This window comes from Stenotrophomonas sp. FR010 (assembly GCF_047520755.2).
GTDB lineage: Bacteria > Pseudomonadota > Gammaproteobacteria > Xanthomonadales > Xanthomonadaceae > Stenotrophomonas > Stenotrophomonas sepilia.
This window is the reverse complement of record NZ_JAXBQT020000004.1, coordinates 47,936-70,573: the sequence shown is the minus strand read 5'-3', so window position 1 is coordinate 70,573 and position 22,638 is coordinate 47,936. Positions and strand designations below refer to the sequence as shown.

The window sequence follows — 22,638 nt, the reverse complement described above, 5'->3', positions numbered from 1 at the left end:
GTGGGGAGCCCATGAACACTCGCAACCGCAGGATCCTGGCAGGCGTTGGCCTTGCCGTCTTGGCCGCTGGCGGCTATCTGGCGCATACCTTGTTCGCCGCACAGGCGCAGGGCGTGCTGGCACAGGAGCCGATGAACGTGCAGACCCGCGCGACACCGGCGTTCATCATGGCGGTGGACGATTCGGGTTCGATGAACTTCGAACGCATGTTCCCCGGTGGTGACGGCCGCATGCGCTGGAACACCAGCACCGGAAGCTTCTTCAACAATGACGGAAGCTTCTTCAGTGTCGGTTCGGCGTGTTCGACCAGTTCGGTGGACTGCTACCTCTACCTGTACCCGCACGCGGAATTCAACAAGGAATATTCACCGGGCCGGGCCATTCCGCCGCTGGACATCTACGGCTTTGCCCGTTCCCATGTCTACAACGCCAGCTACTTCAACCCGGACGTGACCTACCGGCCGTGGACCAATGCCGATGGCACGTTGTGGCCGAATGCCTCGATCACCCAGACCCGCGCCGATCCGCGTTCGGCCCAGCGCGGTTACAATGCTGTCTACAACATGACGACCGACCGTTCCACGACGGCGGAACAGTTCCAGTTTGTCAGCGGTATGCGGATTCCCGACCTGTCCGGCACCGGCAACTCCTACTACACCGGCCGTGGCTGGAGCACTGCGGCGACCAGCATCACCAGCAGCACCACCTATGCGGTGACCTATTTCCCGGCCACGTTCTACCTGCCTGCGGCGGCACCGGCTCCGGCGGGCTACAAGACGGACAATGCCAGCCGGCCGCTGATCGCAGGGGCCTGTGGTCCCAGCTGCGACATGCGCCGCTACCAGATCAAGCCGGGCAACTACTCGAGCCCGGCCGCCTACAACGCCGCGATCCAGAATTTTGCCAACTGGTTCCAGTACCACCGCAACCGCGTGCTGGCGATCGTCGGTTCGTCGACTGCGGCGCTGGTGAGCGTTGACACGATGCGCGTGGGCTACTTCACCATCAACAAGCTCAGCAACGCGACCATGTATGACATGGTCACCAATCGTGCCGATCTCTACAAGCAGATCTACACGCTCACCGGCAATGGCGGCACGCCCAACCGCCGCGCGGTTGAATATCTGGTCGACCAGTTCCGTCGTACCGATGCCGACGCCCCCGTGCAGCTGGCCTGCCAGCGCAATGGCGGCATGCTGTTCACCGACGGCTACACCAACTCCGGCAATGCACCCAACGGATCGTTCGGTGATGCGGACTCGGTGAATTCCACGCACCTGCCGTCCATTCCGTTCGCCGATGGCTACAGCAATACCATCGCCGACATCGCGGCGGCGGCCTATGCCGGCGCCCGCACACCCCTGCGCACCGGCACCAGCTTCCCGGCCGGCCAGGTGCCGGTCAGTGACAAGTGCAGTTCGCTGGACAAGAGCAGCCCGGACTGGAAGCGCCTGGACTGCCAGACCGACCTGCACATGAACTTCTACGGCGTGACCCTGGGCGCGCAGGGCAAGATCTATGGCGTCAACCAGGCAGCGACCGACGATCCCTACAAGAACCCGCCGAACTGGGCTGGCAACGGCAACCCGCTGAATGTTGACGACGGTACGGTCATCGATGAACTGTGGCACGCGGCCGTCAACAGCCGTGGTGAGTTCATCAATGCGCAGACGCCGGCCGACATCACCGAGGCCATGCGCCGGGTACTGTCCTCGATCACCGGTGGTGCGTCGCCTTCAGGCACGATCGGTATCAGTGGTGCACGCATCGGTACCGGCTCGTTGGCGGTCACCCCGCGTTATGACATCACCAACAGCGGCACTGATTGGTCTAGCAAGCTGACCGCGTCCAGCGTCAAGGTCAACGCCGACCAGGTGGCCGAGCTCACCGAGGTGTGGGAAGCCTCCAGCCGCCTGACATCGTCCGGCCGCCGGATCGTCGCCAACAAGCTGGGTTCGCCCGTGGATTTCAACAGCGCCCGCATCAGCCTGCAGGACCTGTGCAGCAAGCCTGACGGCAAGTACGCGACGATGCTGGTGTGCTCCACCGACAAGCTGACGGCGATAAAGGCTGATCTGGCCAGTGCCATCAACTATCTCAGTGCCGACAGCTCGACCGAAGTCCGCAACGGCGGCAAGTATCGCGACCGCACCACGCCGCTGGGTGACATCGTCAATTCGGCGCCGGTGGTGAGCTCGCCGCTGGACGACTACGGTTACCGCCAGCTCGGGGGCACCTACGCAAAGAGCTATACGGACTACCTGGCCACCAAGGCCAAGTCGCAGCGGTACATGGTCTATGTCGGCGCCAATGACGGCATGCTGCACGCCTTCGACGGCGGCATGAAGGCCGACGCCAAGCAGGACGGCACCGGTGGCACGGAGAGCTTTGCCTACATCCCGGCCACGGCGCTGGGCCACATGGCCAACCTGCTGTTCCCCTACAAGTCCGACACGGCCGATCAGACCTTCCGTCATCGTTACTACGTCGATGGTCCGGTGACGGTGTCCGATACGTTCAACGGCACCGCCTGGCAGACCAGCCTGGTAGGCACCACGGGTGCGGGTGGCCGTTCGGTGTTCGCACTGGATGTCACCACGCCGGGCAGTTTCGGCACCGGCAACGTGCTGTGGGAAATCAGTGACATCAATTCGTCGCTGCGGGATGAGGTGCGCAACAACATCGGTTTCGTGCTGGGCAAGCCGGTGATCGTGCCGGTGAAGAGTGGCACCGGCGTGGCCTGGAAGGCGATCTTCGGTAATGGCTACGGCAGCGCCAGCGGCAAGGCGGTGTTGTTCGTGGTCGATATGGCCAGTGGCGACATCCGGATGATCGAAGCCGTCGAGGGTACCTCGGGCGCCGGCATCTCCGGGGACAACGGATTGGGCAATGTGGTCGTTGTCGATCGTTGGACCGGTACCAACCAGGATGCGCGCGGTCGTGATGGCCTGGCCGACACCGTCTATGCCGCCGATCAGCGTGGCGCCGTGTGGAAGTTCGACCTGACCAGCAGTGCGAATACCACGTTGACCGTGCCGATGTTCACCAGCCAGGTTGCCCAGGACTCCTCCAACAGGACCTACCGTCAGCCGATCACCGGTGGCATGACCGCCGCGACCGGTCCTTCGGGCGGCGTGATGCTTTACTTCGGCACCGGCAGCTTCTCCTTCACCAGCGACAAGGATGACAAGTCGCAGCAGGCGCTGTACGCCGTGAACGATCTGTCGGGCAAGACGGTGACCTCGACGGTGACCGCCGCCAACCTGGTTCCGTACACGGCCGCGGCCGCCGCTGCAGGCGTTGATGAGCGCAAGATCACCGCGGGTGCGGCGCCGGCCAACGCCCGTGGCTGGATGATCCAGCTGCCTGCCGGCAACGGTGAACGTGCGGTAGGTAACCCGATCCTGGTCAGTGGCATTGTCTTCATGCCGACCTATGTACCCAACATGGAAACGGTCGGCTGTTCGACCAGTGGTTCGAACTGGCTGTTCGGGTTGTCGTCGATCAGTGGCCTGCCGATGCTGGAGAACGTCCGTTATGGCTCGCCGACCGGCAGCCGACCCGGCTCCGGCACCGCGGCCATTGCACTGAAGACAGGAGGAACCGCGCCAGTGCGTGACGTCTCGCTGTCGGTGTTGCCACGTCCGACGGACAACAAGGCACCGCCCGGTGGCAGCTCCTGCTGGATGGCGGTGGGTGCTGCGGGTAGCCAGTCGCTGTATCTGCCTTACCCGTGCGGTCGCCAGTCCTGGCGCCAGCTCCAGTAACCCAAGTGCGAGGATCCACGCCCATGTTGCACACTCCCATGCCTCGCCGCGCGGCCGGCTTCACGCTGATTGAATTGATGATCGTGGTGATCGTCATCGGCATCCTGGCGGCGATCGCCATTCCGTCTTACCAGGAGTACGTGCGCCGATCGCATCGCGCCGTGGTGAAGGCGGACCTGGCCGAGTATGCGCAGCGTGCGGAGCGCTACCACACCAGCAACAACTCCTACACCGGCTACGCACTGCCGACCAAGGTGTCGCCGCGTGATGGAGGGACTGCGCGCTACAACCTGGATTACAAGGGCGACGGCACCAGCTTCACCATCACTGCCACCCCGCAGGGCACGCAGGCCAAGGACAGCTGTGGCAAGTTGAGCGTGGACCAGGCCAACCGCAAGACGGCCGACGGCGGCGTTGCCAGCTGTTGGTGAAACAGGTGTTGATCTTCCTGTAATCGATCAGTACAATGCGCCTCCCCGCCCGAATAGCTCAGCCGGTTAGAGCACTTGACTGTTAATCAGGGGGTCGTTGGTTCGAGTCCAACTTCGGGCGCCAGATATTGCAAAAGCCGCGAGAAGTCGCGGCTTTTGTTTTTCTGCGCAAGCGTTCAGCAGGGGGTGCCGCGATCTACGCGCTCGCTTCGGACGCGGCCGCCGTTGTTGACGATCAATGCGCCATGCAGCTTGTTGCCCGCGCAGATGCGCAGGGTCAGATTGGCGCCCGGGCTGCGTCCATCTGCCTGGAAGAACAGCTGCGGGCGCCCGCTGCTGGCCTGGGCAAGGATCGATATGTCCGAACGCCCGGTTTGGTGGCTCAGGATCGCCTCCGGCGAGGCAGGCTCCCCGCGCTGGTCGCCGCTGCGGTAGATGATCCAGCCGGCGCTCCAGTCGTCACTGCAGTGCTGGCCGTCGACACTGGCGCAGAGGCCGATCAGCTCCCGTCTGCGCACTGCCTCGCTGCGTGCGCCGGACAGGCTGGCATGCAGGGTCAGTTGCAGTGCATCGGCGCGTTGCCGCAGCAACAGGGGCTGCAGCGCCGGCCAGGACGCGGCCAGCAGCACCGCCAGCACAGTGATGACCACCAGCAGTTCGGTCAGGTGCACGCCCCGCGCAGAGCGGGGGCCGAGCGGGCAGGGGGCTTGGGCAGTGCGCATGCATCCAGCCTCCGCGCCCGGCTGTGCGGCCGCCATCGGGAATCCCCGTAGGGGTCTGCCCGGCAACCCCTCAGCCGGCCGTCACTCCTCGCCCCGTATACTCACCCTTCCCGGGAACTGGCAACACCATGAGCGACAGTTTTGAACTTGTCTCGCCGTATTCGCCGGCGGGCGACCAGCCCAACGCCATCGCGAAGCTGACCAGCAACTTCGAGGCCGGCATCGCCAAGCAGACCCTGCTGGGCGTGACCGGCTCGGGCAAGACTTACACCATCGCCAACGTCATCCAGAACGTTCAGAAGCCGACGCTGATCATGGCACCGAACAAGACGCTGGCGGCGCAGCTGTATGGCGAGTTCAAGGCGTTCTTCCCGCACAACGCGGTGGAGTACTTCGTCAGCTATTACGACTACTACCAGCCCGAAGCCTACGTGCCGTCGTCGGACACCTTCATCGAGAAGGACAGTTCGATCAACGAACACATCGAGCAGATGCGGCTAGCCGCGACCAAGACCCTGCTGTCGCGCCCGGACGCGATCGTGGTGGCCACGGTGTCCGCGATCTATGGCCTGGGTGCGCCGGAAGACTACCTTTCACTGCGCCTGATCCTGTCCAAGGGTGAGCGCATCGACCAGCGCGATCTGATCAACCACCTGACCCAGCTGCAGTACACGCGCAATGAGTACGAGCTGCAGCGCGGTACCTTCCGCGTGCGCGGCGAAGTGATCGACGTGTTCCCGGCCGAGTCGGACAGCGAAGCACTGCGCCTTGAACTGTTCGATGGCGAGGTCGAGAAGATCACCTTGTTCGATCCGCTCACCGGCGAGACGCTGCGCAACATGCAGCGCTTCACGGTCTACCCGAAGACGCACTATGCGACCACGCGCGAGCGCGTGCTGGCGGCGATCGAGACGATCAAGGTAGAGCTGAAGGAGCGGCTGGAGCAGCTCTACGCGCAGAACAAGCTGGTGGAAGCGCAGCGCCTGGCCCAGCGCACGCAGTTCGACCTGGAAATGATGGCCGAGGTCGGTTACTGCAACGGCATCGAGAACTACTCCCGGCACCTGACCGGCAAGAATGCCGGCGAGCCGCCACCGACCTTGTTCGACTACCTGCCGCCGGATGCGCTGCTGGTGATCGACGAATCGCATGTGACCATCCCGCAGATCGGCGCCATGTTCAAGGGTGACCGCTCGCGCAAGGAAACCCTGGTTGAGTTCGGTTTCCGCCTGCCGTCGGCGCTGGACAACCGCCCGCTGCGCTTCGAGGAATGGGAGGAGCGCTGCCCGCGCAGCATCTACGTGTCGGCCACGCCCGGGCCCTATGAACTGCGTGAAGCCGGTGACGAGATCACCGAACTGGTGGTGCGCCCAACCGGCCTGATCGACCCGGTGGTGGAGATCCGGCCGGTCGGTACCCAGGTCGACGACCTGATGAGCGAGGCCAACGCGCGCATCAAGGCGGGCGACCGCGTGCTGGTCACCACGCTGACCAAGCGCATGGCTGAAAACCTCACCGAGTACCTCACCGAACACGGTATCCGCGTGCGCTACCTGCACTCGGACGTGGATACGGTCGAGCGCGTGGAGATCATCCGCGACCTGCGCCTGGGCAAGTTCGACGTGCTGGTCGGCATCAACCTGCTGCGCGAAGGCCTGGACATGCCCGAGGTATCGCTGGTGGCGATCCTCGATGCCGACAAGGAAGGCTTCCTGCGCTCCACTGGCTCGCTGATCCAGACCATCGGCCGCGCCGCACGCAACGTGCGTGGCAAGGCGATCCTGTACGCCGACAAGATCACCCGCTCGATGCAGGCGGCGATCGATGAGACCGACCGGCGCCGTGCCAAGCAGGTCGAGTACAACGAAGAACATGGCATCGTGCCGCGCTCGGTGGCGCGCCCGATCGTCGATGTCCTTGAAGGCGCGCGTTCGGATGCCGCCGAGAAGGAAGCCAAGAAGGGTAGGGGCAAGGGCCGGGCGGGTGTGGCCGAAGAAGCGGCCGACTATCGTTCGCTGTCTCCGGCGCAGCTGGCGACCCGTCTCAAGGCGCTGGAACAGCAGATGTACCAGCACGCCAAGGACCTGGAATTCGAAGATGCCGCACGGGTGCGTGACCAGATCCGGCAGCTGAAGGAAGCCAGCCTGGGCTGAACGTGGCAGTGCAGCATCATCTTCACAAAAGTGTTGCGCTTCACGGCCCGCATCCGTAATATACGCGGCCTGCACCGACGCAATCGCGGAAATGCAGAAGCAAAACGGGCGGTTAGCTCAGCGGTAGAGCACTACCTTGACATGGTAGGGGTCACAGGTTCGAACCCTGTACCGCCCACCACGAAGTCCTCGGAAGAGGGCTGTCGTGAACTGCAAAGCCCGGCCCTGGCGCCGGGTTTTTACGTAGCAAGGCCAGCCTTCGGGCGGCAAGAACAAGATGGGCGGTTAGCTCAGCGGTAGAGCACTACCTTGACATGGTAGGGGTCACAGGTTCGAACCCTGTACCGCCCACCACCTGCTCCCGGCGTTGCCGGTGAAGCCGTGGAAACGATGAAAGCCGGCCCCGGGGCCGGCTTTTTTCGTTCCGGCGAGCCTGGCGTTCCTGCGAAGCTGCATCCGTGCCGGTTCATTGGCATGAAATCAGTGGGTAATGCTGATCGAACTCTGGATGCGCCACTGGCCGTCGACGCGTTCCCACAGCTGCGCCACACGTACCGGGGCCGGTGCCGGATGAGGGCTGGCGCCAGTGTCGTCTGGCGATTGCTGGCTGCCCAGCCGCAGCACGCGGTCCTGGCGCAGGTGATAGAGCTGAAGGGGCTGCGCTTCATGCATGGCCTGCCGATCCTCGGTGCGCAGGATCTGGCTGCGCAGGGCATCTTCGGTGGGCCCGCAGCCGTCGCCGAACAGGCTGGAGAACAGCAGGATCAGGGCAAGCATCGGCATGGCACGGTGCTCCAGCGGGAAAGTGCGTGCAGGCTGGCAGGGTCGGCCGGGCATCGCAGCCGGCCTGCGACGAAGGCGGGAATTGGGCCGCCAAAGGCAGGCAGATGGCGATGAATCCGGGCCGCGCAGGCGTAGACTCGGCGCTACTGCGCAAACGCGCCATTACTGCAAGGAGCTGCCGCATGAGTGATCACGTCCCGGTGTCGAGGCCCAATCCGCTCCTGGAACGCCTGTTCGGCGGCAACATGCTGGAAGGCACGTTCAAGGCCGTGATCTGGGTCGCAATCCTGTGCGCGCTGCTGGCGTGGACCACGCTGCGCTGAATGACGCCGCCGCGCCAGGCCTGCCGGGTGGCGGGTCCTGCTGACCCGATCACTCCCGCTGCCGCCGGTGCGGCGGCAGTGCCTGTGCGGGTGCTGTCAGGCGCTGAAGGCCTGGCGCAGGCTGCGCAGGGTGGCCTGGCGATGTTCCCTGGCCGTTGGCTCGCCCATCTCCAGCTCCTGCAGGCGCAGTCCGACCAGAGTCATCGACAACGCATAGCCGCGTGCCGCGTCGGCAACGCGTGACAGGCTCACTGCACGGCGGGCCAGTGCATTCACATGTTCAAGGTCGGGCATCAGTCCCAGATAGGCGCGTTCTGCGCTGTCCAGGTCCGGTGCACGCAGGATCGCGTGGGCTTCTGCGGTGGGGGAGACGGAGGCCATGGGGGTCCTTGTCAGGGGCAGCGACAGCATCGTTCGGCCGCGTTGCGGGTGATGGCTGCGCATGCTGAAGGGGCAACATTGTCAGAACATTGCGCCTGCAACCGCTGGCATGCATGGGCGCAAAACCATGGCCCCAGGCACTATGATCGGCAGCGTTTCCGGTAGACGAGTTCCTGATGCGCATCCTCCTGGTCGAAGACGATCCTGATCTGTCCCGCGCCCTGCAATCGGGCCTGGAGCGGCAGGGCGTGGTCGCCGATGTGGTCGGCAGCCTGGCCGAGGCCGCGCTCGCGTTGCGCGAACCGGTGCACCAGCTGCTGCTGCTCGATCGACAGTTGCCCGATGGCGATGGTGCTGGATTCGTCGCGTCGGCGCGTGCGCTGCGGCCGAACCTGGCGGTGATCATGCTGACCGCCAAGGGCACGCTGTCGGACAAGGTCGAAGGCCTGGACGTCGGTGCCGATGACTATCTGGTCAAGCCGGTGGCGATCGAGGAACTGATGGCGCGCATCCGCGCCGTATCGCGCAGGCCTTCGGCGATGGTGACGCCGAGCCTGCGGCTGGGGCGGCTCGAGTTCGATTTCGAATCGCTGCAGGCACAGGTGGAGGGCCAGCCCCTGGCATTGCCACGTCGGCAGGTGCTGGTGCTGCAGGCGTTGGCGATGCGGCAGGGCCGCACGGTGACCCGCAGTGCCCTGGAGGCTGCAGTGTACGGGTTCGATGATGAGATCCAGTCCAATGCGCTCGATGCGCATATCTCCAAGCTGCGCAAAGCGCTGCAGCAGGCCGGGGCGGGGGTGGAGATCCACGTGATCCGGGGCGTCGGCTACCTGCTGGCGGAGGCCTGAGATGGCCCGTCCGATCCGTTCGATCACCCTTGGCCTGGCTTGGCGCCTGTTCCTGGCACAGGCCTTCACCGTACTGTTCGCGGTGGTCGCGTTGATCCTGACCTGGGGTGACAAGGACTCCTGGGGCATGGACATGTTCGTTGCCGAGGCGGTGGCCAAGGCGGTGCACAGCGAAGGTGGCCGCCTGGTGCTGGACCAGGCGCGCTGGGACAAGCTCGATGCCAACGCCGGGGGAAATCTCTGGTTCGCCGCGGTGGATGACAAGGGCATGTGGCTGGAGCGCGGCACCATCCCAGCGATCCACGCGCCGATGCTGGCGCGGCTGCCGACCGTGGGCGCCACGGAACTGGGCTCGCTGGTGCCCCCTTACCTGGACGTGGCGCGGGTGATGATCCGCAACGAGGACGGGCGCCGCATCACCGTGATGGTCGGTGGCGCGCCCAAGGGCGGGCTGCTGGATGGTGCGCTGATGGTGCTGCGCCTGATCGGCCTGTGGTTCTTCCTGCCACTGATCGTGGTCACCCTGCTGGTGATGCCGACCGTGATCCACCGTGCCATGCGCGGTGTGCGCCGTTCTGCGCAGCAGGCCAAGGAACTGGACATCGGCCAACCCGGTGCTCGGCTGGATGCGCGGCTGGTCTCCACGGAAGTGGCGCCGCTGGTGGAAGCGTTCAACGATGCCATCGACAAGGTGCAGCAGGGCTACGCCGCGCGCGACAAGTTCCTCGCCGACGCGGCGCACGAGCTGCGCGTGCCGATCGCCGTGGTGCAGGCGCGCCTGGCGCAGCTGCCACAGGGTGAGCTGAAATCGCAGTTGCTGACCGACGTGGCGCGGCTGGGCAATGTTGCCGAGCACCTGCTCGATCTGCAGCGCCTTGACCGCAATGTCGGCGCATTGCAGCAGCTGGACCTGGCGCTGCTGGTGCGTGAGGCCGCCGCAGACCTGGCGCCGCTGGTGGTGGGCGCCGGCTATGGATTCGAAGTGGACGCGCCGGAATCGCCGGTGTGGATCCACGGCGACAGTCTGGCGCTGGGGCGGGTGATTGCCAACCTGGTGCACAACGCGATCGTGCACGGTGGTGGCCGTGGCACCATCTGCGTGCGGTTGGATGCGCGCGGCTTGCTGGAGGTCAGCGATCAGGGCGCGGGCATTCCAGTGAGCGACCGCGAGGCGATCTTCGAGCCGTTCCATCGCCTGCGCGCGGCGGGCAGCGGCAGTGGCCTGGGCCTGCACCTGGTGAAAGAGATCGTGCAGCACCACGGTGGCTCGGTCAGTGTCGGTGAGGCTGCGGGAGGCGGCGCAAGCTTCCGGGTCAATTTCCATCGCGGCAGCGTCCGGCGCTGACGCGTTTGCGGGGCAAGTCCCGATAGGCAAGCTGCCGCCGGTAGCGGCAGGCTGGACCCATGGCCGTCCAGCTTTCCCCGTCTCCCTTGCTGGGCAGTGGCGCCGCTGCGGCGCTGACACTGGGGGCGCTGGCCTGCGTGCAGCTGCCGCGGCTGCCGCCGCTGTGGGTCTGCACGGTGATGATCGTGCTTGGCATGGCGGGGTGGGGCCTGCGTTGGCGGGGGCGCCTGCCCGCGGTCGTGCTGCTGGGCGCCGGATGGACGGCGATGCACGGGCACTGGGCAATGCAGGAACAGCTGCCGCCAGGCCAGCCAGCACGGGATGTGGTGGTCAGTGGACGGGTCATCGACCTGCCGGACCATGGAGCCGCGCACACCCGCTTCCTGCTGCAGGTCAGCGAGAACAGCGAACTGCCATCGCTGCGCGGCAAGCGCCTGCAGGTCACCTGGAACGATGCCTGGCGTGCCGCTGATGGCACCGACGCCGGGCGTGGGCGCCATCAGGTCCTGGCCGGCGCGCAGTGGCATCTGGCCCTGCGCGTGCGGGCGCCGCGTTCGCGGATCAATCCCGGTGGTTTCGACGGTGAACGCCATGCGCTGCTGCGCGGCGTGGCCGGCAACGGCACGGTTCGGGCGCCGGCCAGTGCGCGTGAGCTTGAGGCTGCACATGGCCTGCTGGCATGGCGTGAACGCACCAGCGCCGCCATCGCCGTGCAGGTGGCCCATCCGGCTGCGCGCTTCGTGCAGGCGCTTGCCCTGGGCGATACGCGTGGCCTGTCCGACGCCGATTGGGATCAGTTGCGGGCGCTGGGCCTGACCCATCTGGTGGCCATTTCCGGGTTCCATGTCGGGGTGGTGGCGGGACTGGGGGCGTTGCTGTGCCGAGGGCTGTGGTGGCTGTGCCCGCTGCTGGGCCGGCATTGGCCACGCCCCCAGGCGGCGGCCTGCGCCGCGGCCCTGTCCGCAGCGGGCTATGCGGTGCTGGCCGGCGGTGAATTGCCGACCGTGCGCACCGCACTGATGATCGGGCTGGTGGCGTTGGCGCGTAGCGGGCGGCGCCCACTGGGTCTCGTGCAGGGGCTTGCCCTGGCGGCGCTGGCGCTGTTGCTGCCGGCGCCCCTGTCAGTGCTGTCCGCGGGTTTCTGGCTCAGCTTCGGCGGCGTCCTGTGGCTGGTCTGGTGCCTGCCGCAGGGACGTCCGCGTGGGGTGGTCGCCAACCTGCGCGGGTTCCTGGCCGCACAAGGGGTGGCCAGCGTCGGCCTGTTGCCGCTGGGCATCGCCTTGTTCGGTGGCACCGCCTGGCTGGGGCCGCTGGTGAACCTGCCGGTCATCCCGTGGTGGACATTGCTGGTGGTGCCCTTATCACTGCTGGGCACCGCCCTGCAGGTGCTGCATGACGGCGCCGGGTGCTGGGCGTGGCGTGCAGCGGCGTGGTTGTTCGAAATCAGCTGGCAGGCCCTGCAGCCACTGGCGGCGCATCCACAGGCGATGTGGTGGTTGGCCGAGGCACCGGCCTGGGCAGTGCCGGCGGCGCTGCTGGGCGTGTTCTGGTGGCTGCTGCCACGCGGTGCCGGGGGCGGGCTGGCTGGCCTCCTGCTGTGCCTGCCGCTGCTGTGGCCATTGCGCGAGCGGCCGGCCGAGGGGGAGCTGGAGCTGCTGGTACACGACGTCGGGCAGGGCACGGCGGTGTTGTTGCGTACCGCGCGGCATGCGCTCTTGTACGACGTGGGACCGCCGATCGGGGGTGAGGGCAGTGAGCGGGTCCTGGTTCCGTCATTGCGGGCGCTGGGGCAGGCACGGCCCGACCGCGTGCTGATCAGTCACGACGATCTCGATCATGCCGGCAACCTGCCGAGCCTGCGCCTTCAGTTGCCGGAGCTGCCCCTGTTGGCGCCGCCGGGCAGCGCGATCGCCGGGGCCGGGCGCTGCCAGCGCGGCCTGCGCTGGCGCTGGGACGGCGTCGACTTCCAGGTGCTGCACCCGGATGCCGGCAGCCAGCGGGCTGAAAACGAGGACAGCTGCGTGCTGCGCGTGGCCAGCGCGCATGGTGGGGTCCTGTTGCCCGGGGACATCGGCCGCCCGGCCGAACAGGCGCTGCTGCGGGCGTCTCCGGCGGCGCTGAAGGCGGATGTGGTGCTGGTGCCGCACCATGGCAGCGGCGGCAGCTCCAGCGCGCCCTGGGTGGCGGCGGTGTCAGCCCGGCTGGCGCTGGTTTCGGCCGGGCACCAGAACCGCTTCGGCCACCCGCGCCGGGACGTGGTCCGGCGCTGGCAGGCGCAGGGAGCCGAGGTGGTGTCCACTGCGGAGTCCGGGGCGATCCGCGTATGGCTTGGCGCACAAGGGCTGCAGCTGCGTGAACAGCGTATCCATGCATCCCGGTGGTGGGATGCCGCTGGGCGGGCGCGGTCGGCTGTTATCCTATCGCCGATCAAACAAGCGGCCGTTGGGCCGGAGGGTTGAAACGTGTGGGAACTGGTCAAGGCCGGTGGCTGGCCGATGGTGCCGCTGCTGCTGTTGGGCGTACTGGCTTTGGCGATCATCCTGGAGCGTTTCTGGTCCCTGCGGCGGACTGAAGTGCTGCCGCCCGGCCTCGGCCAGGAAGTGCGCAACTGGGCCGCACGCGGCAAGCTTGACCCGGCGCACCTGCAGACCCTGCGTGCCAACTCGCCGCTGGGGGCATTGCTGGCGGCCGCGCTGGAAGCTCGCAATCGTCCGCGCGACCAGATCCGCGAGCGCATCGAGGACACCGGCCGCCACCTGGTGCACCGCATGGAACGTTTCCTCAACGCGCTGGGCACCATTGCCTCGGCCGGCCCGCTGCTGGGCCTGCTGGGCACCGTGATCGGCATGATCCAGATGTTCCTGGGTATCCTCGACCATGGGGTGGGCGACGTGAACCAGCTGGCCGGCGGTATCGGCAAGGCGCTGGTGTGCACCGCCACGGGCATGATCGTGGCCATTCCGGCACTGATGTTCCATCGCTACTTCAAGGGCCGCATCCACGGCTACGTGGTGGAAATGGAGCAGGAAGCCAGTGCCCTGCTGGACACACTCGACGGTCGCCCCGGGGTGATGAACCCGGTCGCGCCGGCGCGACCGGCCAACGCCGCTGCGGCGAAGGCCTGATCGATGCGTATTGGCAATGACCGCTCCCAGGATGAACCGCATATCGATCTGGTCCCGCTGATCGACGTCATCCTGGTGCTGATCATCTTCTTCGTGGTCACCACCACCTTCGATGCGCGCTCGACGCTGCAGGTGCAGCTGCCCACCGCCAGCCAGCAGCCCAACAACGAGCCGCCGCGTTCGCTCAGCGTGCTGATCAACGCCGAAGGCCGTTATTTCATCAATGACCAGGAAGTGCTGCGCAGCGACGTCGAGTCGGTCAAGCAGACCATCGCGTCCGTGGCCGGCAGTGACCGCAGCCAGCCCGTGCTGCTGCGCGCCGACGCACGCACTCCCTACCAGGCCGTGGTGACCGCGCAGGACGCGCTCGGTCAACTCGGTTTCCGTCGTATCGCCATTGCAACTGCGCCAGAGGTGCGTCCATGAGTTCCCATCACGCGCCGGTGTGGCCGATCTACAAACGTCTGCTGGGCTACACCCGCACCTACTGGGTGTTCATGGTGGGCGCGGTCATCGCCATGGTGGTCGAGGCCCTGGCCGGCTACCACTTCACCAAGCTGATGGAGCCGCTGGTCAACGAAGGTTTCGTCGACCCGCAGCCGCGCGCGGCCGTGGTGCTGCCGCTGACCATCCTCGGCCTGTTCCTGATGCGCAGCGTGGCCACCTGGGTCAGTGATTACACGCTGGCCAAGACCGGTCGCAGCGTGGTCCGCGACCTGCGTGAGCAGGTGCTGCAGAAGTACCTGCACCTGCCGTCGTCGCACTTCGATACCGAAGCGACGCCGGTGATGGTCAGCCGCCTGAACTTCGATACCGAGCAGGTCACCCAGGCCAGCGCCGACGCGCTGAAGACCGTGGTGGCCGACACCCTCACCATCATCGCGATGCTGGCGGTGATGCTGCAGATGAGTGTCAAGGTCACCCTGGCGATGCTGCTGGTGGTGCCGCTGATCGGTGGCATCGTGTCCTACGTGGGCAAGCGCTACCGGCGCATCAGCCGTGGCATCCAGGACGGCATGGGCACCATGGCGCAGACTGCCGAGCAGTCGCTGGCCGCGCAGCAGGAAGTGAAGGTGCACGGCACCCAGCAGCATGAGATCTCGCGCTACTCGCGCCTGGCCAACCGCATGCTGGCGTTGAACATGAAGGTCGAGGTCACCCGCGCCGCCGCCTCCAGCGTGGTGCAGTTCCTGGCTGCACTGGCGCTGGCGGTGATCGTCTGGGTGTCGACCCGCGAAGCCCTGGCGGGCCGGCTCAATGCCGGCCAGTTCATGGGCCTGATGACATCGATGATGGCCATCATTCCATCGCTGCGCCGCCTGACCAGCGTACAGACGTCGATTTCGCGCGGTGTGTCCGCTGCCGAGCGCCTGTTCGGCATCCTCGACATGCCAGTGGAGCGCGACCAGGGGCAGCGACGCGTGCAGCGCGTGCGGGGCGAACTGGCGTTCGACCACGTCATGCTGCGTTACCGCGAGGACAGCGGCATCGCCCTGGACGACATCAGCTTCGTTGCAAGGCCAGGCACGGTGACGGCCATTGTCGGCCGTTCCGGCAGTGGCAAGACCAGCCTGATCCGGCTGGTGCCACGCTTCTACGAGCCCAGCGGCGGTGTCATCACCCTCGACGGCGTGGCACTGGACGACTACCCGCTGGCCGACCTGCGCCGGCAGGTGGCAATGGTCGGGCAGAAGGTCATGCTGTTCGATGACACCATCGCCGCCAACATCGCCTATGGCATGGAAGCGACCGACGAGCAGATCCGCGCGGCGGCCGAGGCCGCCAACGCGTGGGAGTTCATCGCACGCATGCCGCAGCAGCTGCAGACCCCGGTGGGCGAGAACGGCGCGCTGCTGTCCGGTGGCCAGCGCCAGCGCCTGGCCATTGCCCGCGCGATCCTGCGCGACGCCCCGATCCTGATCCTCGACGAAGCCACTGCGGCGCTGGACAACGAATCCGAGCGCCTGGTGCAGGACGCGCTGCAGCGCCTGATGCCCGAACGCACCACGCTGGTCATCGCGCACCGGCTGTCGACCATCGAGCATGCCGACCAGGTACTGGTCATGGATCATGGCCGCATCGTTGAACGCGGCACGCACAAGGAGCTGCTCGAACTGGGCGGCCTGTACCAGCATCTGCACAGCATGCAGTTCCGCGAAAGGCAGGACTGATGGCCGGCAAGGGCACCCAGACCCCGCCGTACTGGTATGACGGCACCCCGGTTCCGTGGGCGATGCGCCTGCTGGCGCCGCTGTACGCAGGTGTCACCGCACTGCGCCGGCGCGCCTATCGGCGTGGCTGGCGCAAGCGCCACTCGCTGCCGGTGCCGGTCATCGTGGTCGGCAACATCACCGCCGGTGGTACCGGCAAGACGCCGCTGACGATTGCCCTGGTCGAGCGCCTGCGCGCGGCCGGCTGGAAGCCGGGCGTGGCCAGCCGCGGCTATGGTCGCGAAGACGCCGACAAGCCGCTGTGGGTGCAGGCCGATACGCCAACCGCGAAGGGCGGTGACGAACCGGTGCTGATCGCCTGGAAGACCGGCGTGCCGGTGCGCGTGGACCGTGACCGTGTCGCCGCCGGCAAGGCGCTGATCGAGGCCGGCTGCGATGTAATCGTCTGCGACGACGGTTTGCAGCACTACCGGCTGGCGCGCGACATCGAGATCGAACTGGTCGATGCCCAGCGTCGCTATGGCAATGGCCGGATGATCCCGGCCGGGCCGTTGCGCGAGCCGGTCAGCCGCGCGAGCGAGTGCGATTTCCGCGTGGTCAACCTCGGCCAGGCCGATGAGGAGACCGCGGCACAGGCCTGTGGCTTCGGCCAGTGGCCAATGTCCCTGCACATCGACAGTGCGCAGCCGCTGGCCGGTGGCCGCGCGCGCCCGCTGGCGTACTTCAAGGGCCAGCGGGTGCACGCGGTGGCCGGCATCGCCCATCCACAGCGCTTCTTCGACATGCTGCGCGCGCGCGGGATCGGCGTGGTGCCGCATGCGTTCGCCGACCACCAGGCCTACCAGCCGCAGGACCTGTCCTTCGGCAGCCAGTTGCCGGTACTGATGACCGAAAAGGATGCGGTGAAATGCCGGGCGTTCGGCAACGACTGGCACTACGCGGTTCCGCTGCGCGCCGAGTTGCCCGCCGCGTTCTGGGTGGCGTTGACCGATCGCCTGGACAAGCTGCGACCGAACTGAGTGGCGCGGCGGCGCTTGCATTCACGCGCCGCTGGCCGCATTCCCGTTGTAACGAGCCTGCCGAGAACCGCCCGCATGACCGAATTCGTCGTCGCCATTCCGGCCCGCTTTGCCGCCTCGCGGCTGCCGGGCAAGCCGCTGCGCCCGCTGGGCGGTGAGCCGCTGGTGCTGCATGTGGCGCGCCGCGCGCTGCAGGCCGGTGCCCGCGAGGTCTGGGTGGCGACCGACGATCAACGCATTTCCGATGCGCTGTCCGGGTTGGCCGAGGTGAAGGTGGCGATGACCGCGACCACGCATGCCTCGGGCACCGATCGCCTGGCCGAGTGCGCACGCATTGCCGGCTGGGCCGATGACACGGTGGTGGTCAACCTGCAGGGCGACGAACCGTTCGCGCCGGCGACCGGCATCCGCGCGGTGGCCGATGCGCTGGTCGCTGGCACTGCGCCGATGTCGACTCTCGCCACGACCGTCGAGGACGCGCACACCCTGTTCGACCCGAACGTCGTGAAGCTGGTGCGCAACGTGCGCAACGAGGCGATGTACTTCAGCCGCGCGCCGATCGCCTGGCACCGCGACGGCTTCGCACGCAGCCGCGACACGCTGCCGGACGGCCATCACTGGCTGCGCCACATCGGCATCTATGGCTATCGCGCCGGCTTCCTGCAGCAGTTCGCGGCGATGCCGCCGGGCCAGCTGGAGCAGGTCGAATCGCTGGAGCAGCTGCGCGTGCTGGAAGCGGGCTACCCGATCAGCGTGGCGATCTCGCCCGAGCCGTTCCCACCGGGCATCGATACGCCCGAGGACCTGGAGCGCGCCGAGGGGCTGCTGCAGGCGATGGCCGCGCGATGAGGCTGCTGGTCGTCTGCCTCGGCAACATCTGCCGTTCGCCGATGGCCGAAGGGGCGCTGCGCGCACGCCTGGATGCCTCGCCGCTGGCCGGGCGGGTGCAGGTCGATTCGGCCGGCACGGGCGACTGGCACGTGGGCGAGCCGCCGGACCGCCGCGCGATCGCCTGCGCGGCCGGGCACGGCGTGGACATCGGCGGCCTGCGCGCACGCCAGCTGCAGGCCGTGGATTTCGAACGTTTCGACTGGATCCTGTGTGCCGACGAGGCCAACCTGCGTGATGCCGGGCGCCTGGTGACGGCGGCCCAGCGTGAACGGCTGGCGTTGTATCTGCCCTGGTCCGGCGGGCAGGGGCGGGTAGCCATCCCTGATCCCTACACCGGCGGCAGCGATCATTTCGAACAGGTCTGGTCGCTGGTCGACGATGCTGCAAAACGTGCGGTGGCACGACTGTTGCATGACGCCGACTCCGGCATAATCAGGTCATGAACGTCCAGCCCGTCCCGGACCTGCCCGAATTCGCCACCTGGCTCAATGCCACCCCCTGCACCCTGACCGAACTGCGCGGCCGGCCGGTCGCGCTGCTGTTCGTCAATGCGGCCTCCGCCTGGAGTGCGCAACGCCTGGCCGAGTTCGGCCAATGGCTGTCGCGCCACCCGGGCAAGCTGCAGCCGCTGGTGCTGCAGGTGCCGCGTTTTGATTTCGAACGCGATGCCACGGCCGCACTGAAGCTGCTGCGCCGTCAGGGCCTGACCATGCCCGTGCTGCTCGATGCCGACTGGGATGGCTGGCGCCGCTTCGGCGTCACCGCCTGGCCGACCATGGTGCTGCTGGACGCGCAGGGCCGTGAACAGCAACGGCTGGTCGGGCAGGGCGCGCCCGGTGAACTGGAGCGCGCCTTGAACGCGCTGTGCCAGGGCGCACCTTCGGCGCCGCCGCGTGGCGGCAGCGAACTGCATCCGGAACCGCGCCAGGCCCTGCGCTTCCCGCAGGGGCTGGCGGTCAGCACCGAACGTCTGTACATCGCCGACAGCGGTCATCACCGCATTCTCGAATGCAGCCATGGCGGCCGCATCCTGCGTCAGTTCGGTCTCGGCACCGCCGATTTCATGGATGGCAATCTCGCCGAAGCGGCGTTCCACCGCCCGCAGGCGCTGGTGCTGGAGCGCGATTCGCTGTACGTCGCCGATACCGGCAACCATGCCGTGCGCCGCATCAATCTGCTGACCGGCATCGTCGACACGCTGTGCGGCAACGGGCGACTCGGCGCGCCGGTGGAGGGCCCGGTGGCGCAGGCGCGGCAGGTCTCGCTGGACCATCCGGTTGGCCTGGCCATCGCCGACAACCAGCTGCACATCGCAATGGCCGGCGACAACCGCATCTGGAGCTACCACCTGGGCCAGCGCAGCCTGCAATGGCGCGCCGGCAGTGGTTCCATCGACGAGCGTGATGGCAGTGGCCATCTGGCTGCCTTCGCGCAACCGACCGCGCTGGCCGTGGTGCAGCAGGTGCTGTACGTCGCCGATGCGTTGGGATCCTCGATCCGTGCACTGCAACTGCGTGGTGACCTGGTGCAGACACTGGTCGGGCAGGGGCCGTGGCGCTTCGGCAGTGAAGACGGCCCGCGCGCGCAGGCCAGCCTGCAGTTCCCGCAGGCGATCGCACTGGGCGCGGACGCCCCGCTGCTGTGGATCGCCGACACCGGCAACGGTCGCCTGCGCACGCTGCGCCTGGGCGGCGGTGAACTGACCACCCAGCCGCTGCCGCGCCGCCTGCACGGCCCGGCTGGCCTGGCCGTGGGCGCAGGTGCGGTGTGGATCGCCGAGACCGACGCCCATGCCGTGCTGCGATTCGACCCCGACAGCGGCGTGCTCAGCGAAGTCCCGATCAGCGAATGACCGACGTTCCCGCCCCGGCCTTCGACGGCAAGGCCTTCGCGGCCCAGCTCAGCACTGCCCCCGGCGTGTACCGCATGTACGCGGCCGACGACACCCTGCTGTACGTGGGCAAGGCGCGCGCGCTGCGCAACCGCGTCGGCAGCTATTTCAACGGCAGCCCGAAGAACGCGCGGATCATGTCGATGATCTCGCAGATCACGCGCATGGACGTGACCGTGACGCGCTCGGAAGCCGAGGCGTTGCTGCTGGAGAATCAGCTGATCAAGTCGCTGTCGCCGCGCTACAACGTCTCGCTGCGCGACGACAAGACCTACCCGCATGTGCTGCTGACCCGCGAGGACTGGCCGCGCATCGCCCTGCATCGTGGCCCGCGCGCCATTCCCGGCCGCTATTTCGGGCCGTATCCGGGCGTGACCGCAGTGCGCGAAACGCTGAACCTGATGCACAAGCTGTTCAAGCTGCGCAGTTGCGAGGACAGCGTGTTCCGCAACCGCTCGCGGCCGTGCCTGCAATACCAGATCGGCCGCTGCAGCGCGCCCTGCGTGGAGCTGGTGCCGGCGCCGGACTACGCCGAGTCGGTGCGCCGCGCTGCGCTGTTCCTGGAAGGCAAGAGCGACGAACTGACCCGCGAGCTGGGCGAGCAGATGCAGGCCGCCAGCGAGGCGCTGGAGTTCGAGCAGGCTGCGCGCCTGCGCGACCTGATCTCCTCGCTGCGCAGCATGCAGACCCGCCAGTACGTGGACGGCCGCGCCGCCGACCTGGACGTGCTGGCGGTGGCCATGCAGGGTTCGCAGGCCTGCGTGCTGCTGCTGGCCTTCCGCGATGGCCGCAACCTCGGCACCCGCCCATTCTTCCCGCGCACCAACGGCGAGGAGAGTCCGGAGGAAGTGCTGGCCGCGTTCGTCTCGCAGTACTACATCGAATTCGAGCCACCGCGCGAGATCCTGCTGGATCGCGAGATTCCCGACGCCGATCTGCTGGTCGCCGCGCTGTCCGCCTCGGCCGAGCGCAAGGTGCAGTTGAAGTGGAACGTGCGCGGCGAGCGTGCCGGCTACGTGGAGCTGGCCAGTCGCAACGCGCAGCTGACCCTGGCCACCGAGCTCAACAGCCGCAACGCGCAGCACGCGCGCAGCGACGCACTGCGCGAGATGCTGGGCCTGGCCGAGCCGGTCAAGCGGGTCGAGTGCTTCGATATCAGCCATACGCTGGGCGAGGCCACCGTGGCCTCGTGCGTGGTGTTCGACGCCGCCGGTCCGGTGCGCGCGCAGTACCGCCGTTTCAACATCAGCGGCATTGAGCCGGGCGACGACTATGCCGCCATGCGCCAGGCCATCGACCGCCGTTTCCGCCGCGCGGTGGAAGAGCAGGGCGTGCTGCCGGATGTGCTGCTGATCGACGGTGGCGCCGGCCAGTTGGCGCAGGCGCAGGCCGCGCTGGCCGACCTGGGCGTGGAAGGCGTGCTGCTGGTGGGCGTGGCCAAGGGCGTGGAGCGCCGCGCCGGCCACGAAGCGCTGGTGATGCCCGATGGCCGCGAGCTGCGCCCGGGCGCGGCCAACCCGGCGCTGCAGTTCATCCAGCAGGTGCGCGACGAGGCGCATCGCTTCGCCATCACCGGCCACCGTGGGCGCCGCCAGAAGGCACGGATGACCAGCAAGCTGGAGGATATCCCCGGCATCGGGCCGCGCCGCCGCGCCAGCCTGCTCAAGCATTTCGGCGGCCTGGTGGGCCTGAAAGCCGCTGGTGAAGCGGAAATCGCCAAGGTGGAAGGCATCAATGACGCCCTCGCGGCACGTATCTACGCTAACCTGCACGGGTTGGCCACGCCCGATGCGGCCGAGTAGAGAGAGAAGCACGCAAGCATGAAGTTGACCCTGCCCACCTGGCTGACGTTGTTGCGGATCGTGATGATCCCGGTGCTGGTGCTGGTGTTCTACCTGCCCTACACCTGGACCAACTTCGCTTCGGCGGCGATCTTCGGCCTGGCCGCGATCACCGACTGGCTCGACGGCTGGATCGCACGCCGTTACCAGCTGGAGTCGGCCTTCGGCGCGTTCCTCGACCCGGTTGCGGACAAGCTGATGGTGGCAGTAGCGCTGTTCCTGATCGTGCAGGGCCATCCGACGCCGTGGATGGCATTCTGGGCGGCGGTGATCGTCGGCCGCGAGATCGCGGTATCGGCGCTGCGCGAATGGATGGCCGAGCTGGGCCAGCGCGCCAAGGTGCGCGTGGCGATGATCGGCAAGATCAAGACCACCGCGCAGATGGTCGCGCTGCTGTGCCTGCTGTATTCGGTGGCGCCGAACGTGCCGGTGGAAGACATCTGGATGGGCTGGCCGGTGTTCCACATCGGCGACTGGACCCTGGCGATTGCCGCGGTGCTGACCCTGTGGTCGGGCCTGCAGTACCTGCACGCCGCTTGGCCGAGCCTGCGCGATGACGAGCGCGCCGCGCGCGAGCGTGCACGGCAGAAGAAGCTGGGCAACTGAGCCCCGGGGTCGGATCCCTTTCCGAAGGAAAGGGCCCTGACCCCATCGATGCGCTATCCACGCATGGCGTGGATGTACTGGAAATGCTGCGTCCACGGATGGTGCGGATCCATCGGTTTGCGGGGATGCCGTGGTAGATCCACGCCATGCGTGGATAGCGCGGTGCTGGGCGCCTCGCAGGTCCTGAAAAAAGCGCTTGACGCCATTCTTGGAATAGGTAAAATTTCGCCTCCCAAGCGGGAATAGCTCAGTTGGTAGAGCGCAACCTTGCCAAGGTTGAGGTCGCGAGTTCGAGTCTCGTTTCCCGCTCCAGATTCAGAAGAACGCCCCCGGAAGGGGGC

The 22,638-nt window shown here is 67.1% G+C and carries 19 protein-coding genes and 4 tRNA genes; 20 read left to right on the top strand and 3 right to left on the bottom strand.

The genetic code is table 11. The features are described from left to right. Nucleotides 1-11: 11 nt before the first annotated feature. The 3 genes from ACM0PK_RS05120 (at nt 12) to ACM0PK_RS05110 (ending at nt 4,322) form a co-directional block, all read left to right on the top strand. Nucleotides 12-3,767, top strand: coding sequence for a pilus assembly protein (locus ACM0PK_RS05120; protein ID WP_414606853.1), 3,756 nt, complete (start codon nt 12-14; stop codon nt 3,765-3,767). A 23-nt stretch (nt 3,768-3,790) separates the two neighbouring features. After that, complete coding sequence (locus ACM0PK_RS05115) at nt 3,791-4,198, top strand: type IV pilin protein (protein WP_005415966.1); 408 nt, start codon at nt 3,791-3,793, stop codon at nt 4,196-4,198. A gap of 47 nt (nt 4,199-4,245) precedes the next feature. Continuing rightward, nucleotides 4,246-4,322 (top strand) — tRNA-Asn (locus tag ACM0PK_RS05110). Between the two features lie 52 nt (nt 4,323-4,374). On the opposite strand, the gene ACM0PK_RS05105 is transcribed toward ACM0PK_RS05110, so the two are convergent. Beyond that, nucleotides 4,375-4,920 (bottom strand): GspH/FimT family pseudopilin, encoded by a 546-nt coding sequence (locus tag ACM0PK_RS05105; RefSeq protein WP_111202160.1) that lies wholly within the window; start codon nt 4,918-4,920, stop codon nt 4,375-4,377. A 128-nt stretch (nt 4,921-5,048) separates the two neighbouring features. On the opposite strand from ACM0PK_RS05105, the gene uvrB reads away from it, so the two are divergent. From uvrB to ACM0PK_RS05090, 3 genes are all read left to right on the top strand, one after another. Continuing rightward, entirely contained in the window at nt 5,049-7,073 is a 2,025-nt protein-coding gene (gene uvrB / locus ACM0PK_RS05100; protein ID WP_111202159.1) for an excinuclease ABC subunit UvrB, read from the top strand. 106 nt (nt 7,074-7,179) lie between these two features. Then, nucleotides 7,180-7,254: transfer RNA gene (locus ACM0PK_RS05095), tRNA-Val, on the top strand. 98 nt (nt 7,255-7,352) lie between these two features. Next, a tRNA-Val gene (locus tag ACM0PK_RS05090) sits at nt 7,353-7,427 on the top strand. 126 nt (nt 7,428-7,553) lie between these two features. Here the strand turns inward: ACM0PK_RS05090 and ACM0PK_RS05085 are convergent. Then, the gene (locus tag ACM0PK_RS05085) at nt 7,554-7,856 is read right to left on the bottom strand and encodes a nuclear transport factor 2 family protein (RefSeq protein ID WP_111202158.1); all 303 of its coding nucleotides are present in this window, start codon (nt 7,854-7,856) and stop codon (nt 7,554-7,556) included. A gap of 182 nt (nt 7,857-8,038) precedes the next feature. Between ACM0PK_RS05085 and ACM0PK_RS05080 the strand changes: the two genes are divergently transcribed. Then, nucleotides 8,039-8,179, top strand: coding sequence for a hypothetical protein (locus ACM0PK_RS05080; RefSeq protein WP_180886216.1), 141 nt, complete (start codon nt 8,039-8,041; stop codon nt 8,177-8,179). Between the two features lie 96 nt (nt 8,180-8,275). On the opposite strand, the gene ACM0PK_RS05075 is transcribed toward ACM0PK_RS05080, so the two are convergent. Beyond that, a complete protein-coding gene (locus ACM0PK_RS05075) occupies nt 8,276-8,560 on the bottom strand; it encodes a hypothetical protein (RefSeq protein ID WP_111007592.1) in 285 nt (94 codons plus the stop codon). Between the two features lie 176 nt (nt 8,561-8,736). Here ACM0PK_RS05075 and ACM0PK_RS05070 point away from each other — a divergent pair, with 176 nt between their 5' ends. From ACM0PK_RS05070 to ACM0PK_RS05010, 13 genes are all read left to right on the top strand, one after another. After that, complete coding sequence (locus ACM0PK_RS05070; RefSeq protein WP_049415866.1) at nt 8,737-9,408, top strand: response regulator transcription factor; 672 nt, start codon at nt 8,737-8,739, stop codon at nt 9,406-9,408. A 1-nt stretch (nt 9,409) separates the two neighbouring features. Next, nucleotides 9,410-10,753: a sensor histidine kinase gene (locus ACM0PK_RS05065; RefSeq protein WP_134971327.1), complete on the top strand. Its 1,344-nt coding sequence runs from the start codon at nt 9,410-9,412 to the stop codon at nt 10,751-10,753. 59 nt (nt 10,754-10,812) lie between these two features. Continuing rightward, nucleotides 10,813-13,212 (top strand): DNA internalization-related competence protein ComEC/Rec2, encoded by a 2,400-nt coding sequence (locus ACM0PK_RS05060; RefSeq protein ID WP_414607993.1) that lies wholly within the window; start codon nt 10,813-10,815, stop codon nt 13,210-13,212. Between the two features lie 3 nt (nt 13,213-13,215). After that, nucleotides 13,216-13,878 carry a MotA/TolQ/ExbB proton channel family protein gene (locus ACM0PK_RS05055; RefSeq protein WP_061478482.1) on the top strand — a complete coding sequence of 221 codons (663 nt, stop codon included), beginning with the start codon at nt 13,216-13,218 and terminating at the stop codon, nt 13,876-13,878. 3 nt (nt 13,879-13,881) lie between these two features. Next, on the top strand, nt 13,882-14,304 hold the full coding sequence (locus ACM0PK_RS05050) for an ExbD/TolR family protein (protein ID WP_005415977.1): 423 nt from the start codon (nt 13,882-13,884) through the stop codon (nt 14,302-14,304). Further along, on the top strand, nt 14,301-16,049 hold the full coding sequence (gene msbA, locus ACM0PK_RS05045) for a lipid A export permease/ATP-binding protein MsbA (RefSeq protein WP_061478481.1): 1,749 nt from the start codon (nt 14,301-14,303) through the stop codon (nt 16,047-16,049). Before ACM0PK_RS05050 ends, msbA begins: the two co-directional genes overlap by 4 nt. After that, on the top strand, nt 16,049-17,068 hold the full coding sequence (lpxK, locus tag ACM0PK_RS05040; protein ID WP_065186114.1) for a tetraacyldisaccharide 4'-kinase: 1,020 nt from the start codon (nt 16,049-16,051) through the stop codon (nt 17,066-17,068). Before msbA ends, lpxK begins: the two co-directional genes overlap by 1 nt. Before the next feature lie 75 nt (nt 17,069-17,143). Continuing rightward, nucleotides 17,144-17,917, top strand: coding sequence for a 3-deoxy-manno-octulosonate cytidylyltransferase (kdsB, locus tag ACM0PK_RS05035; protein ID WP_053500516.1), 774 nt, complete (start codon nt 17,144-17,146; stop codon nt 17,915-17,917). Further along, nucleotides 17,914-18,402 (top strand): low molecular weight protein-tyrosine-phosphatase, encoded by a 489-nt coding sequence (locus tag ACM0PK_RS05030; protein ID WP_111202156.1) that lies wholly within the window; start codon nt 17,914-17,916, stop codon nt 18,400-18,402. Before kdsB ends, ACM0PK_RS05030 begins: the two co-directional genes overlap by 4 nt. Beyond that, nucleotides 18,399-19,811 carry a hypothetical protein gene (locus ACM0PK_RS05025; RefSeq protein WP_414607992.1) on the top strand — a complete coding sequence of 471 codons (1,413 nt, stop codon included), beginning with the start codon at nt 18,399-18,401 and terminating at the stop codon, nt 19,809-19,811. The genes ACM0PK_RS05030 and ACM0PK_RS05025 overlap by 4 nt, the downstream gene beginning before the upstream one ends. Next, a complete protein-coding gene (gene uvrC, locus ACM0PK_RS05020; RefSeq protein ID WP_088497723.1) occupies nt 19,808-21,652 on the top strand; it encodes an excinuclease ABC subunit UvrC in 1,845 nt (614 codons plus the stop codon). The genes ACM0PK_RS05025 and uvrC overlap by 4 nt, the downstream gene beginning before the upstream one ends. Before the next feature lie 18 nt (nt 21,653-21,670). After that, on the top strand, nt 21,671-22,297 hold the full coding sequence (gene pgsA / locus ACM0PK_RS05015; protein WP_005412825.1) for a CDP-diacylglycerol--glycerol-3-phosphate 3-phosphatidyltransferase: 627 nt from the start codon (nt 21,671-21,673) through the stop codon (nt 22,295-22,297). A gap of 236 nt (nt 22,298-22,533) precedes the next feature. Then, nucleotides 22,534-22,609, top strand: a tRNA-Gly gene (locus tag ACM0PK_RS05010). The last annotated feature ends 29 nt before the right edge of the window (nt 22,610-22,638 follow it).